General features: G+C 74.8%; 11 protein-coding genes and 1 pseudogene. 8 read left to right on the forward strand and 4 right to left on the reverse strand.

Translation table 11 applies throughout. From position 1 onward, the window contains the following. Positions 1–119: 119 nt before the first annotated feature. The 4 genes from ACFRMQ_RS27295 to ACFRMQ_RS27310 all read left to right on the forward strand — a co-directional run bounded on the left by ACFRMQ_RS27295 (position 120) and on the right by ACFRMQ_RS27310 (position 3,498). Positions 120–467: a GntR family transcriptional regulator gene (locus tag ACFRMQ_RS27295; protein ID WP_380733300.1), complete on the forward strand. Its 348-nt coding sequence runs from the start codon at positions 120–122 to the stop codon at positions 465–467. Then, entirely contained in the window at positions 464–1,477 is a 1,014-nt protein-coding gene (locus ACFRMQ_RS27300) for a DUF1648 domain-containing protein (RefSeq protein ID WP_380733301.1), read from the forward strand. Before ACFRMQ_RS27295 ends, ACFRMQ_RS27300 begins: the two co-directional genes overlap by 4 nt. 330 nt (positions 1,478–1,807) lie before the next feature. After that, complete coding sequence (locus ACFRMQ_RS27305) at positions 1,808–2,560, forward strand: hypothetical protein (protein WP_380733302.1); 753 nt, start codon at positions 1,808–1,810, stop codon at positions 2,558–2,560. 98 nt (positions 2,561–2,658) lie between these two features. Further along, positions 2,659–3,498 (forward strand): SAM-dependent methyltransferase, encoded by an 840-nt coding sequence (locus ACFRMQ_RS27310; protein WP_380733303.1) that lies wholly within the window; start codon positions 2,659–2,661, stop codon positions 3,496–3,498. Between the two features lie 127 nt (positions 3,499–3,625). On the opposite strand, the gene ACFRMQ_RS27315 is transcribed toward ACFRMQ_RS27310, so the two are convergent. Continuing rightward, on the reverse strand, positions 3,626–5,131 hold the full coding sequence (locus tag ACFRMQ_RS27315) for an MFS transporter (RefSeq protein ID WP_380733304.1): 1,506 nt from the start codon (positions 5,129–5,131) through the stop codon (positions 3,626–3,628). Between the two features lie 271 nt (positions 5,132–5,402). Between ACFRMQ_RS27315 and ACFRMQ_RS27320 the strand changes: the two genes are divergently transcribed. Next, a complete protein-coding gene (locus ACFRMQ_RS27320) occupies positions 5,403–7,469 on the forward strand; it encodes an MDR family MFS transporter (protein WP_380733305.1) in 2,067 nt (688 codons plus the stop codon). Between the two features lie 158 nt (positions 7,470–7,627). Here the strand turns inward: ACFRMQ_RS27320 and ACFRMQ_RS27325 are convergent, their stop codons facing one another. The 3 genes from ACFRMQ_RS27325 to ACFRMQ_RS27335 all read right to left on the reverse strand — a co-directional run bounded on the left by ACFRMQ_RS27325 (position 7,628) and on the right by ACFRMQ_RS27335 (position 10,332). Beyond that, positions 7,628–8,119, reverse strand: coding sequence for a GNAT family N-acetyltransferase (locus tag ACFRMQ_RS27325; RefSeq protein WP_380733306.1), 492 nt, complete (start codon positions 8,117–8,119; stop codon positions 7,628–7,630). A gap of 166 nt (positions 8,120–8,285) precedes the next feature. Further along, positions 8,286–9,545 carry an MFS transporter gene (locus ACFRMQ_RS27330; protein ID WP_380733307.1) on the reverse strand — a complete coding sequence of 420 codons (1,260 nt, stop codon included), beginning with the start codon at positions 9,543–9,545 and terminating at the stop codon, positions 8,286–8,288. Between the two features lie 118 nt (positions 9,546–9,663). Continuing rightward, on the reverse strand, positions 9,664–10,332 hold the full coding sequence (locus ACFRMQ_RS27335) for a GntR family transcriptional regulator (protein ID WP_380733308.1): 669 nt from the start codon (positions 10,330–10,332) through the stop codon (positions 9,664–9,666). Positions 10,333–10,521: 189 nt separating this feature from the next. Here ACFRMQ_RS27335 and lysA point away from each other — a divergent pair, with 189 nt between their 5' ends. The 3 genes and pseudogenes from lysA to ACFRMQ_RS27350 form a co-directional block, all read left to right on the forward strand. Further along, entirely contained in the window at positions 10,522–11,871 is a 1,350-nt protein-coding gene (lysA, locus tag ACFRMQ_RS27340; protein ID WP_380733309.1) for a diaminopimelate decarboxylase, read from the forward strand. Between the two features lie 9 nt (positions 11,872–11,880). Further along, positions 11,881–12,807: a LysR family transcriptional regulator gene (locus ACFRMQ_RS27345; protein WP_380733311.1), complete on the forward strand. Its 927-nt coding sequence runs from the start codon at positions 11,881–11,883 to the stop codon at positions 12,805–12,807. Positions 12,808–13,016: 209 nt separating this feature from the next. After that, positions 13,017–13,143 (forward strand): annotated as a pseudogene (locus ACFRMQ_RS27350) (TetR family transcriptional regulator C-terminal domain-containing protein); the annotation flags it as partial.

Raw genomic sequence — 13,143 nt, forward strand, 5'->3', positions numbered from 1 at the left:
ACCGCACCTCCCGCACCGCCACCCCGTCGTACTCCTCGCTCTGCGCGCCCCCGCCGCCACGCCCCCGCCGCCTCGGACAGGTGGCACCAGTCATGAATGGTGCTATCGTCAATAGCACCATGCTGCTGAAACTGGACGTCGGGGACACCCGACCGCTGCACGAGCAGGTCGCCGGCGCGATCAGACGGGCCGTCGCCGAGGGCGAGTGCACCCCCGGGGACAAACTGCCCCCGGCCCGGGAGCTCTCCCTCGCCCTGGGGGTGAACGCCAACACCGTCCTGCGCGGGCTGCGCACGCTGCGCGACGAGGGGGTGCTGGAGTTCCGCCGCGGCCGCGGCATCACGATCGCGACCGGAGCCGACACCCGATCCGAACTCGTCGACCGGGTACGGCGGTTGGTCGAGGAAGCGGCCCGGGCCGGCTACAGCAGGAACGATCTCGTGGACATGATCAGGGGGATCTCGTGACGGACGAGGCGACCACTTCGAAGCGGAACACCACCCTTCGACCCGCGCACCGCGGTGCGCTCTGGGCCGCGGCGGCCTGGTCGGCCGGCGTGCCGGCGCTGCTGATCGCCCTGCCGCTGGCAGCACGCCACCGGCTGCCGGACCCGCTCGCCACCCACTGGGGCGGACGGGAACCCGACGGCTCGATGTCGCTGACGGCGGCCGCCCTGTTCCCGGCGGCGCTCTGGGCGGTCCTGGTGCTCGCCCTGACGGCCCTGCGGCGGTACCGGGCCGAGCCGGTGCCCAGGGTCGCGGCGGCCACGCTGGCGGCCGGCGGAGTGCTGCTGACCGGGGCCCAGAGCTCGGTCGTGCACGCCAATCTGGACCGCGCCCGCTGGCAGGACGCCGCCCCGGTGGGCGCCGAGGTCGCCCTGGTCCTGCTCGCCGCCGGCCTCGCCGGACTGCTGGCCTGGCTGGCGGGCCGCCGCTACGCAGGCCACCCCGCACCGCGTCCGGCCGCCGGGGCACCGCTGCTGGAGGCCCCGGCCGGCGAGAACTTCGTCTGGCTCTCCTGGGTCGCCAACCCGTGGCTCCAGCTGGCCGCGGCGGTGTCCGGACTGGTCGCCGGCGCCGTCGCGCTGACCTCGGCGAGCGGGCTGACCGACCCGCACTGGTTCCTCGTCGCGACGGCCGGCGTCATGGCCGCCACCTTCCTCCTCTGCTCCTCGGCGCGGGCGCGGGTGACCGCCGACGGCCTGGCGGTCGGCCTCGGCCCGTTCGGCAGGCCCGCCCGCCGCTGGTCCCCCGCGGAACTCGAATCCGCCCGGGCCGAGCAGCGCACCGCCGCGCAGGTGGGCGGCTGGGGCTACCGGATCAACGGGCGCGGCACCACCGTGATGCTGCGCGGGGGCGCCTGCCTGGTGGTCCGCACCCACCAGGGCGCCGAGTTCGCGGTCAGCGTGGACGACGCCGACCGCGGGGCCGCACTGCTCAACGCGCTGATCGCCCGTACCCGGCAGCCCGCCGACTGAACCTCCTCCCCGCCCGGACACCCGGCGGCCCGGTCACCACGACCGGGCCGCCGCCGCGTTGTCCGGGCCGACGGTCGACTCCCTTTCGATCACGCGTGGTTGGGCCGACGACAGCGCCTCACCGGTCGCGACGGGCGACCTCCGGCCGGCCGGGCGGTCATCACGGGCGCAAACCCCTCAAATCGGCGGTACTCCGCACGCCAATACGGGTACACCAGTTGACGGTCACTCAGGTGCGTGGCGGCGCCCGTCCGACGCCGTCCCACCGCGTCCCCCGCGACCAGAGGAACAGCGGGCTGAGGTGCCCGCACGAAAGGCAAGGAGGCGTCCGTGCTTCACGACTCCCCCACTCAGAACTCTCCCGGTGTCCGGCGGAGCACGCAGGACGTACGGACCATCGCGATGCTGCGCCTCGGCGTCGGCCTGATCGGCATCCTGCTGCCACCCGCCCTGCCGTTCGGCAACTGGCTGTCCGCCGAGGTGACGGGGCGCGGCACGGACGGCTTCTGGCCGGTCTCGATGAGCGCCTCGTACTACACCGGCACCCGGAACCTCTTCGTCGGCGCGCTGTGCGCGCTCGGAGTGTTCCTGATCTGCTACCGCTTCGACCGGCGGGACGACCGCTGGAGCACTGCGGCCGGGTTCTTCGCACTCGGGGTCGCGCTCTGCCCGACGTCCCCGGGGGCCGGCGCGTCCGCCCTCCAGCGCACCGTCGGGATGTTCCACCTGGCCTTCGCCGGCCTGCTGTTCGTCATGCTGGCGCTGTTCTGCCTCTACTCCTTCCGCAACCCCCGCTCCACCCAACCCGCCCGGGTGGGTACGGCCTACCTGGTGGCCGGGGTGGTGATCCTGGCCGCGCTGGCACTCACCGCCCTCGCCGGGGTGACGGGCATCGGCGCGAACTGGTCGGTGCACCCGCTGTACCTGGGCGAGTGGCTGGCCACCTGGGCCTTCGGCATGGCCTGGATCGGCGCCGCGCTCGAACTGGCGGCGCACACCCGGACGGGCTCCGACGCCACCGCGGTTCCCCGCCGGCCCGGCGGCGCCGCACTCGACCCGGGGCAGCCGGAGGCACGAGCCTGAGACCCCGTCATCTCGTCGTACCGGGCGACCGTTACCATGCGCACCAAGGACCGCCGCCACGGCGGCCGGTGACGGACGCCCAACGACGGGAGAGCAGCATGACGAACGAGGTCCGGTCGGAGCAGGAACCGCGGAACGACCAGCCGTCGGTGGACCTGCGGATGGACGTTCCGCACTCCGCCCGGGTCTACGACTACCTCATCGGCGGCAAGACCAACTTCGAGGCGGACCGGACGGCGGCGCACGCCTCGGTACAGGCCTGGCCGTCGCTGCCGATCTCGATGCGCACCACCCGCGACTTCATGCAGCGCTCGGTCCGCCACCTCGCCGAGCAGTACGGCGTACGGCAGTTCCTGGACATCGGCACCGGCATCCCCACCTCGCCGAACGTGCACGAGATCGCCCAGTCGATCGCCCCCGAGGCCCGGGTCGCGTACGTCGACAACGACCCGATCGTGCTCACCCACGCGCGGGCCCTGATGGACAGCACGCCCGAGGGCCGCACCTGTTACGTGGACGCCGACTTCCGTGACCCGGCGTCCATCATCGACAACCCCCGGCTGCGCGAGGTGCTCGACTTCTCGCAGCCGGTGGCGCTGTCGCTGATCGCGATCGTCCACTTCGTGCTGGACGAGGACGACCCCCAGGGCATCGTGCGCCGCTTCATGGACGCCCTGGCGCCCGGCAGCTTCCTCGTCCTGACGGTCTTCACCGGTGACACCGACCCGGTGGGCGTCGGCGGCGTCGGCCGCGAGTACAACGCGCGCGGCATCCCGCTGCAGATCCGTGACAAGGCGCAGACCGAGGCCTTCTTCGCGGGCTACGAGCTGCTCGACCCGGGCGTCACCCTGGTGCACCACTGGCACCCGGACGCGGACGCCGCGCCCGTCCGCGACCAGGACATCGCGATGTACGCGGGCGTGGCCGTCAAGCGCTGAGCGCCGGCGCCGCACGACCGGGTGCCGGGCCCGCCGAGAAGGCCCGGCCGCCCGGCCCGCGCCGCCTCCGGGCGGCGCGGCGGCCCTACGGCCCCGACGACGGCCGGGCCGTCCGTACGGGCGTCCGTCACGGCCCGTCCCCCACCCGCGCCCCGCCGGCCCGGAAGCTGCCCCGGCCCGAGGCCATGTCGGCGACCGCCACCAGCAGCGCCACCAGCACCAGGCCCGCCGCGACCGTCACCCCCAGCTGGAAGGCCAGCGCCCAGTCCGGGCGGGGGCCCGCGGCGTGGGCGAAGAACACCGAGCCGACGACGGCGATGCCCACCGCCGAGCCGACCCGCTGCGCGGTCTGCAGCACCCCGCCCGCGCTGCCCGCCCGCGCCACCGGCACCTGCTGGAGGGTCAGCGTCTGGTTCGGGGCGATCACCAGGCCGCTGCCCACCCCGGCGACCAGCAGCGGCAACACCGTCGTCCACCCCACCGCGGGCCCCGACCAGAACTGCACCGCGAGCGCCGAGGCCAGCAGCCCGGCCAGCACCAGGACCAGCCCGGCCACCACCAGCCGCCGTCCGAGCCGGCTCACCAGCCGGCCCCCGACCGCCGCGGACACCCCCGAGCCGACCGCGAACGGCGTGATCGCCAGGCCCGCCGTCAGCGCCGAGTAGTGCAGGCCCGCCTGGAGGTAGAGCGTGAAGATGAAGAAGATCGCCGTGAACCCGGCGAAGTACACCAGCGACAGCAGCACCCCCGCCGCGTACGGGCGCACCGTGAACAGCGCCATGCTCACCAGCGGCTCATGCCGCCGCCCGTAGGACAGTTCCCAGCCGACGAAGGCGGCCAGCAGCGCCGCCGCCAGCGGCAGCAGCAGCCAGCGGGCCGAGCCGTGCCACTGCTGCGCCTGGACGAACGGCAGCAGCAGCGAGACCGTGCCGGCACCGAGCAGCAGCACCCCGACCGGGTCGAAGTCGCGGTGCCCGGCCCGCTGCTCGGCGGGCGGGGGCGCCGGGAGCAGCCGGTAGGCGACCGGCAGCGCGGCGACGCCGATCGGCAGGTTGACCAGGAACACCCAGCGCCAGCCGTTCTCCGGGCCGACCAGGTGGATCAGCACGCCGCCGAGCAACGGCCCGACGGCGGTGGACAGCCCGATGGTCGCGCCCAGCGCGCCGAAGGCCCGGCCGCGTTCGGCGCCCTGGAACAGCACCTGGATGAAGCCGGACACCTGCGGCACCAGCACCCCGCCCGCCGCGCCCTGGAACAGCCGGGCCAGCACCAGCCACTCCTGGCTCCGCGCCGCGCCGGCGAGCGCGCTGGCCACCGTGAACAGGGCGAGCCCGGCGAGGAAGACGGCCCGCCTGCTGCGCGCGTCGCCGAGCCGCCCGGAGGGCACCAGCACCAGGCCGAAGGCCAGCGCGTAGCCGCTGAGCACCCACTGGAGGCCGCTGTCCGACATGTGCAGCCCGGCCCGTACGGTCGGCAGGGCGACGTTGACGATGCTGACGTCCAGCAGCGTCATGAAGCCGGCGACCAGGCAGATCGTGAGCGCCCGCCAGCGCCGGGCGGCGGCCCGGCCGCCCACGGCGGAGGCGCCGGGCGTCGTCGGGGGCGCGGTGCTGCGCGGGTGGTCGGCGGTCATGGGAGCCTCTTCCCGGGGGCCGGGGGCGTCCAGGTCGGCGATCCGAGTCCGGTGGGTCCGGGGGTCCGTGCTCCGGGGGTCCGGGGTCCGTACTCCGGGGTCCGGGCTACGATCGGCCACGCGGGCGACGGGGTGACGACCGCCCGGCTCATCGTCGCCCGGCCCACCGCGCGGCGCCACCCGGGCCGTTCGCCGGGCGACCGACCAGCCGCTTTCACCCGAACGGGCGAACCGGATCGCGACCGGCCCCTTGACCCCGGAGGCTGACGGCATGACAGTCGCCACCGAGAACCCGCCGTCCGCCCCACCCGTGCTGGACGTCCGGCAGCGGAACGTCGTCTTCGCCACCATCGTGCTGGGCATGCTGCTGGCCGCCCTCGACCAGACCATCGTCGGCACCGCCCTGCCCACCATCGTCGCGGACCTCGGCGGGGCCGCCCACATGTCCTGGGTGGTGACCTCCTACCTGCTCGCCGAGACGGTCGCCACCGTGCTGGCCGGCAAGTTCGGCGACCTGTACGGGCGCAAGCTGCTGTTCCAGGTCTCGGCGATCGTCTTCGTCGGCGGCTCCTTCCTGTGCGGCCTGTCCACCAACATGACGCTGCTGATCGCCTGGCGGGCCGTCCAGGGCATCGGCGCGGGCGGCCTGATGGTCACCTCCATGGCGCTGATCGCGGACGTCATCCCGCTGCGCGAGCGCGGCAAGTACCAGGGCGCGATCGGCGCGGTGTTCGGGCTGGCGACGGTGATCGGCCCGCTGCTGGGCGGGCTGTTCACCGACCACCTGTCCTGGCGCTGGGCGTTCTACGTCAACGTGCCGATCGCCGTCGTGGTGGTCGTCGCGGCCGCCCGGACCATCCCCTCGGTGCGCTCGGCCGTGCGGCCGGTGATCGACTACCTGGGGATCGCGCTGGTCGCGGTCGGCGCCAGCGCCCTGATCCTGGCGACCAGTTGGGGCGGCAACGAGTACCCCTGGGGCTCCGGGGTGATCATCGGCCTGTTCGTCGGCGGCGCTCTGGCGCTCGGCCTGTTCTGCTGGGCGGAGACCCGCGCCGCCGAACCCATGCTGCCGATGCGGCTGTTCCGCAACCCGGTGTTCACGGTCTGCTCGGTGCTCAGCTTCATCGTCGGCTTCGCCATGCTCGGCGCGCTGACCTTCCTGCCGACCTTCCTCCAGTACGTGGACGGCGACTCGGCGACGGTCTCCGGCGTCCGGATGCTGCCCATGGTGATCGGTCTGCTGATCGCCTCCATCGCCAGCGGCAACGCCGTCAGCAAGACCGGCAGGTACCGGCTGTTCCCGATCTTCGGCACCCTGGTGATGGCCCTCGGCCTGTACCTGCTCTCCCGCCTCCAGCCGGGCACCGGCACGGCGCTCGCCTCGCTCTACATGTTCGTGCTCGGCGTCGGCATCGGGCTGAGCATGCAGGTGCTGACCATCGCCGTGCAGAACACCGTCGACTACGCCGACCTCGGCACCGCCACCGCCGGGGTGACCTTCTTCCGCACCATCGGCAGTTCCTTCGGCACCGCTGTGTTCGGCACCATCTACGCCAACAGCCTGAAGACCGAACTCGCCACCGGGGTCGGCACCGCCGCCCGGCTCACCGGCGCCGACCCGGCCGTCCTGGCCCACGCCGCCGGAAGCCCCCAGGGCCTGCACCGGCTGCCCGCCGACCAGGCCGCGCCCATCGTCCAGGCGTACTCCGACGCGCTGCACACCGTCTACCTGTGGACCATCCCGGTGGCCGTGGTCGGCTTCGTCGTCGCCCTCTTCCTCAAACAGGTGCAGCTGCGCGACACCAGCCGGGCCGGCTCCACCGACATGGGCGAGGGCTTCGCCCAGCCGACCACCAGCGACTCCGACGCGCACCTGGAGTTCGCCGTCTGCACGATCGTGCGCGGCGTGGACCTCGACACCGTCCGCGGCATCGTCGACGACGCCGACACCCGGGTCGACCTGGCCGGCGCCTGGGCGCTGGTGCAGGTGGCCGGGCACACCGAGGCCGTCGGCCACGCCTCGCTCGACCTCATCGCCGTCCGCAAGCGGGTCCCGCCCGAGGTGCTGACCCCGGTCTTCGACCGGATGGCCGCCGAGGGCTACCTCACCCGCGACGGCGACCGCCTCGCCCACACCGAGGCCGGCGCCCACGAGGTGCGCGCCCTCAACCACGCCTGGTCCGACTGGCTCAACGCCCGCCTCGACGCCGACGCCGGCCGCCCCCGCAGCCCTCGGCTCCGCGCCGCCGCCGACGCCATCGCCTGGCGCCTCCTGGTCGAGGACCTCGCCACCGGCCTCCCGGCCCACGCCCGCCCGAAGGACGGCGCGAAGGTCTGACGCGCGGATCAGGCCGCCCCTACAGGCGGGTGGTTCGAGTTCTGGGTCGAAGGGAGCCGGCAGCCTCCCCCGGACCGTACGACCACCCGGCCGATCGACCGGGACCGGACGCGCCCTGCCCGCCCGGGCGCCCCTCCTGCGCACCCGGACCGGCTCCGCTACAGGCTCCGCGCCATGACCAGTTCGCGGCGCACGCCGTCCGCCATCAGGTCGCCCGGCTCGTCGGTGTCGGCGAAGCCGTTGCGGCGGTAGAGGGCGAGGGCGGCGGCGTTGTCCGGGGCGACCGCGAGCTTGAGGGTGGTGCGACCGCGCTCGGCGGCCCAGGCCGCGATCTCGGCGATCAGCCGGTCCGCCACGCCCCGGCCGCGGGCCTGCGGCCCGACCCACAGCGAGATCAGCTCGGCGGCCTTCGCGTCGTCGTCGACCGGTACGCCGCTGGCCATCGCGACCGGGCGGCCGTCCACCAGGGCGATCAGGTCGAGGGCCCCGGGGATCTCCAGCCGGGAGCGCCAGCGGCTCTCCTCGGCGTCCTGCCAGTCGGCCAGGGTCGAGCCGAAGGCGTACGGGGCTTCGGCCAGGGCGGCCAGGCGCAGCTCGCGCCAGAGCGGCCAGTCGTCGGAGGTGAGGGTGCGCAGTTCCGGTTCGGTCATGACGTGACCCTGTCGTACGGCCCACGGCCGGGCAACCGGTTTTCGGCCCGGACGGCACGGCGCCGCCCCGCCCGGGAAGCGGGCGGGGCGGCGGGAGGCCGCGCGGGAGGCGGTGTTGTCGGCGATCGGTGCCGTCGGTGATCGGTGGCGTCAGCGATCGGTGGCGTCAGCGGGAGGCTTCCAGCGGCCCCGGGCCGGGGGCGGTGCGCCGGGAGGAGACGACGATCACGGCGAGGCTGGCGAGCGCCAGGACCGTCACCACACCGAGCATCACGGTGTAGGAGGCCAGCGAGGAGAGCGCGGCGAGCACGGCGGGCAGCAGGAAGCCCGAGTAGCAGAGCGCGTAGTAGACGCCGGTGATGCCGGCCAGGTCGTCGGGGGTGACGATGCGCTGGATCTCCAGCAGGCCGGAGACCACCCCGATGCCGTAGGCGGCGCCGAGGAAGAGCGCGCCGCCGAGGCCCAGCAGCGGGGAGCGGAGGGTCGCGTCGGCGGCGCAGACGGCCATCCCGCAGGCCATCAGGACCATGGAGACGATCACGCCGCGCGCCGAGGAGAGCGAGTCCAGGCGCTTGGCGAAGGGCTGGACGAGGGCGCCGGTGCCGAGGGTGAGGACGGTCAGCAGGGTCGCGTAGGCCAGCGACCACTGGCCGAGCCGGTCCCCGACCAGCTGCGGGGTCACGGCGTAGGCGACGCCGGCCGAGCCGAACACCCACGGGGCCATCGGCAGGACCACCCGCACGAAGCGGCGGTGCCCGGCCGCCGGGACCTTGAGGTCGGCCCAGAGGCCGCGGACGGCGGGGGTGCGCTCGCGGGTCTCCACGGCCTTCGGGAGCAGGAACAGCGCGGGCGCGGTGACCAGCAGGTGGGCGAGGTACGGGGTGACCATCGGCCAGGGGCCCCACTGGGCGAGCGCGCCGGCCACCCCGGCCCCGAGGCCGAAGCCGGCCGTCAGGGCGAGGGAGGCCCGGCGGGCTCCGGCGCCCTGGTCGGCGGCCGGGTCGTGCGGGGCCTGGGAGAGTTCCTTGACCCAGCTGGTGCCGACCGCCATCGCGATGCCGACGGCTATGCCGGTGAGGAACCGCCCGGCGTAGATGGGGAGTTCACCGGCCGTACCGCCGCACAGCACCCCGCTGGCGGCGAGCGAGGCGGCCACCGCGCCGATCATCAGCGGTCGGCGGCCGTAGCGGTCCGAGGCCGCCCCGCCGACCAGCAGTCCGGGGACCAGCCCGAGGACGTACGCCCCCAGGAAGGCGTCCACGGTGACCTCCGAGTAACCGCCGAGGTGGCGGTACATCAGCAGCAGCGGGGTGAACTGGTTGCCGCCCCAGCCGCAGCAGAGCATGGCGAGGGCCGCGAGCAGCCACGGCCGCCCCCGGCCTGACGGTGCGACGGGACCGGCGGACGGCGGCCGGGTGGTGCTCATGGTGGTGCTGCTCCTTGTCGGATGGTCGGGTCCCGGCGGTCCGTCGGGGATGCGCGTGGACGTCCCCGCGCGGCGAAGGGCACGCGTGGAGTCGACGCTCCGCGCGGCGAAGGGTGGCTCAGTGGTCGGTGACGCCCCGGTGGGCGTCCAGGTGGGCGCGCAGCGCGGCGGTGAAGCCCTTCGCGTCGCGGGCCGCGATCCGGTCGACGAGCACGGTGTGCTCCTCGACCAGCGAGGCCAGCCGCTGCGGCTGCACCCGCAGCAGTTGGACGGCCATCCGGCGCTGGCGGTCGCGCAGCGTCCCGTAGAAGCGCTCGGACAGCTCGTTGCCGGAGGCGGTCACGATGCCCCGGTGGAAGGCCTCGTCGGCGGCGGCGAAGGCGCCGAGGTCGGCGCGGCGGGCGGGTTCGCGCTGCTGGTCGATCAGCTCGGACAGCTGCCGCACCAGCGCGTCGAGGCCCTCGGGGCGGCGGGTGATCCGGCGCACGGCGGTGCTCTCCAGCGCCTCGCGCAGTTCCAGCACGTCCTCGGCCTCGCCCGGCCCGACCGGCACCACGACCGCGCCGCGCTTGGGGAAGAGCTGGAGCAGCCCCTCGGCCTGGAGCCGCAGGAACGCCTCCCGGACCGGGGTGCGGCTGAGCGAGGCGCGCTCGGCGATCTCGCCCTCGCTGATCAGCGTCCCGCCGGGGAGGCCGCCGCCGAGGATCAGGTCCTTGGTCAGTTCGTACGCGCGGTCCGCGGCCGGGACGCGGGCGAGGGCGGGAGCTGGGGGCGGGGTGTCGGCCATGGAGCACACCGTAGCACCATAGATGCAAGCTTAGATGCAAGACCCCCGGCCGGGCCGGCAGCGGCACGGAGCATCGGTTTCGGTACCGCTCAGGCCCCGAAGAATGCGCTTTCTCACCTCCTTCCCCAGGACGAGGATGGGCGGGGCCAACCAGCCTGCCGGGAGGAAGCCGTGTTCCCCGTGTCGCCCGTGTCCCCCGTGTCGCCGGCCCTGACGCCCGTCGATCCGGGCCTGCTGCCGCTCACCGCCGAGTTCCGACCCGAGGGGCTGGCCGTCGGCGGCGTGCTCCTGGACGAGGCCGCCCGCCGGTACGGCACGCCGCTGTTCGTCTACGACGAGGAGCACCTGCGCCGGCGCTGCCGGGAGGCCGTCGCCGCCTTCGGCCGGGACAACGTCGCCTACGCCTCCAAGGCCTTCCTGTGCACCGCGATGGCCCGCCTGGCCGCCGAGGAGGGCCTGCTGCTGGACGTCGCCTCCGGCGGCGAGCTGCGCACCGCGCTGTACGCCGGGGTGGCCCCGGAGCGGATCGTGCTGCACGGCAACAACAAGGACGAGGCCGAGCTGCGCACCGCGATGACCGTCGGCCTGCGCCACCTCGTGGTGGACAGCTTCGACGAACTGGACCGGATCGAGCGGCTGCACCACGAGGAGGGCCTGCCCCCCGCCCGGGTCCAGTTGCGGGTGGCACCCGGCGTCGCGGCCGGCGCCCACGAGGCGATCCGGACCGGCGGCCACGACTCCAAGTTCGGCTTCGGCCTCGCCGACGGCGCCGCCGCGGCCGCGGTGCGCCGGGCCGCGGGCTCCGCCGCCGTCCGACTGGAGGGCGTCCACGCCCACGTCGGCTCGCAGGTGCTGGACCCGGCCGAACTGGCCGACGGCGCCGCCGCGGTGGCCCGCTTCGCGGTCGAGCACGGCCTGCGCCGGCTGACCGTCGGCGGAGGCCTGGGCGTGGCGTACCTGAACGGACAGAGCGCCCCCTCCTTCGCCGTCTGGGCCGAGCGGGTCCGCGCGGCGGTGCGCGGCGCCGGCTGGAGCGGCGAGGTGGGCGTCGAACCCGGCCGCTCGATCGCCGCCCGGGCCGGGCTGACGCTCTACCGGGTCGGCACCGTCAAGCGGATCGAGGACGTGCGCACCTACGTCAGCGTGGACGGCGGGATGAGCGACAACCTGCGCCCCGCGCTGTACGGCGCCCGCTACGAGGCCTTCCTGCCGCGCTGCCCCGAGGCGCCCCGCCCGTGGCGCGCCCGGCTGGTCGGCAAGCACTGCGAGAGCGGCGACGTGATCGTCGACGACGCCGCCCTGCCCTCCGACCTGAGGATCGGCGACCTGCTGGCCACTCCGGTGACCGGCGCCTACGGCTACGCCATGGCCTCCAACTACAACAAGCTGCCGCGGCCCGCCATCGTCTTCGTCCGGGACGGCGAGGCCCGCCTGGTGGTGCGCCGGGAGACCGAGCACGACCTGCTGCGGCTGGACGTCGCCGCCACCGGCGGCGGCACCGGGGAGCCGGTGGCGGCGCGGCCGGCGCACGTCTCCTAACCTGGGCCGATGCTGAACAGCGCCCGACTGCAGGTCCTGCTGGAGATCGCCCGCCGCGGCACCATCGTGGCCGCGGCGCAGGCCCTGCACCTGAGTCCGTCCGCCATCTCGCACCAGCTCGCCCGCCTGGAACAGGAGCTGGGCGTCGCGCTGGTGGAGCGGGCCCCGCAGTCCCTGCGCCTGACGCCCGCCGGTGTCCGGCTGGCCGAGCACGCCCAGGCGATCGCCGATCTGATGGCCGTCGCCCAGGACGACCTGCGGGCGCACTCACAGGGCGCGGCCGGTGTGCTGCGGATCGGCTTCTTCGCCTCCGCCGGGCTGGACCTGCTGCCCCGGGCGCTGGCCGCGTTCGCCGCCGACCACCCGCAGGTGGAGCTGGAGCTCATCATGGGCCAGCCGCACGAGCTGGTCCCGGACCTGGAGGCGGGCCGGCTGGACGCGGCCGTCGTCTTCGAGCACCCGCTGGACCCGTGGTGCCGCCGGGCGGCGGTGGACGTGCGGATGTACTTCGAGGAGCCGCAGCTGGTCGTGGTGCCGCTGCGGCACCGGCTCGGGCGGCGATCGGTGGTGCGGCTGGCCGAGCTGGAGGGCGAGAGCTGGATCGGCACCCACGGCGGCAGCACCGGCGAGCCGGTGCTCGAACGCGCCTGCGCCGCCGAGGGGTTCCGCCCCCGGGTGCGCTGCCGCAGCGACCACTACCAGGTGACCATCAACCTCGCGCGGGCCGGCATGGGCGTCGCGCTGATCCCCGCGCTCGGCCTGGCCGACAGCGCCGGGGTGCACGTGTGCCGGCTGGACCACCCGCAACTGCACCGCCGGATCGGGGTGGCCACCCGGGCCACCAACCGCAACCCGGCGCTGCGGGCCTTCCTCGCCGAACTCGGCGCCGCCGCCGGGGAGATCAGGTCGCTGCTGGACATGCGGTGGGCGCTCTGACCTCCCCGCCGAAGGCGCTGTGCGGCGGGCGGCCACTGTGCCGTGCCGCACCCGCCGGCGCCGTCCACCGAGGGGGAACCCGATGATCCGCCGGATGTCCGTACGCCCGGTCGCCGCCGCCCTGCCGTCCGCGGCCGCGACGGCGGTGGTCGACGAGCGGCACGCCCCGACCTCCGTCGTCGCCGGGGAGGAGACCGCCTCCACCGCGGGCGGCCACCGAGATCTCGCTGCTCCGGGAGGAACACCGCGCCGAGGCCAGGGTCTGGCTCGCCTTCGTCGCGCAGGCGGCGGTCAACGAGGCGCTCGCCACGACCCTCCGCGCGAGCTACGCGCCCC

The sequence above is a fragment of the Kitasatospora sp. NPDC056783 genome (assembly GCF_042789895.1).
Lineage (GTDB): Bacteria > Actinomycetota > Actinomycetes > Streptomycetales > Streptomycetaceae > Kitasatospora.

Coding starts and splice junctions, on each gene's coding strand:
- ACFRMQ_RS27295 (WP_380733300.1), top strand. CDS start 120: ATGCTGCTGAAACTGGACGTCGGGGACACCCGACCGCTGCACGAGCAG.
- ACFRMQ_RS27310 (WP_380733303.1), top strand. CDS start 2,659: ATGACGAACGAGGTCCGGTCGGAGCAGGAACCGCGGAACGACCAGCCG.
- ACFRMQ_RS27315 (WP_380733304.1), bottom strand. CDS start 5,131: ATGACCGCCGACCACCCGCGCAGCACCGCGCCCCCGACGACGCCCGGC.
- ACFRMQ_RS27320 (WP_380733305.1), top strand. CDS start 5,403: ATGACAGTCGCCACCGAGAACCCGCCGTCCGCCCCACCCGTGCTGGAC.
- ACFRMQ_RS27325 (WP_380733306.1), bottom strand. CDS start 8,119: ATGACCGAACCGGAACTGCGCACCCTCACCTCCGACGACTGGCCGCTC.
- ACFRMQ_RS27330 (WP_380733307.1), bottom strand. CDS start 9,545: ATGAGCACCACCCGGCCGCCGTCCGCCGGTCCCGTCGCACCGTCAGGC.
- ACFRMQ_RS27335 (WP_380733308.1), bottom strand. CDS start 10,332: ATGGCCGACACCCCGCCCCCAGCTCCCGCCCTCGCCCGCGTCCCGGCC.
- ACFRMQ_RS27345 (WP_380733311.1), top strand. CDS start 11,881: ATGCTGAACAGCGCCCGACTGCAGGTCCTGCTGGAGATCGCCCGCCGC.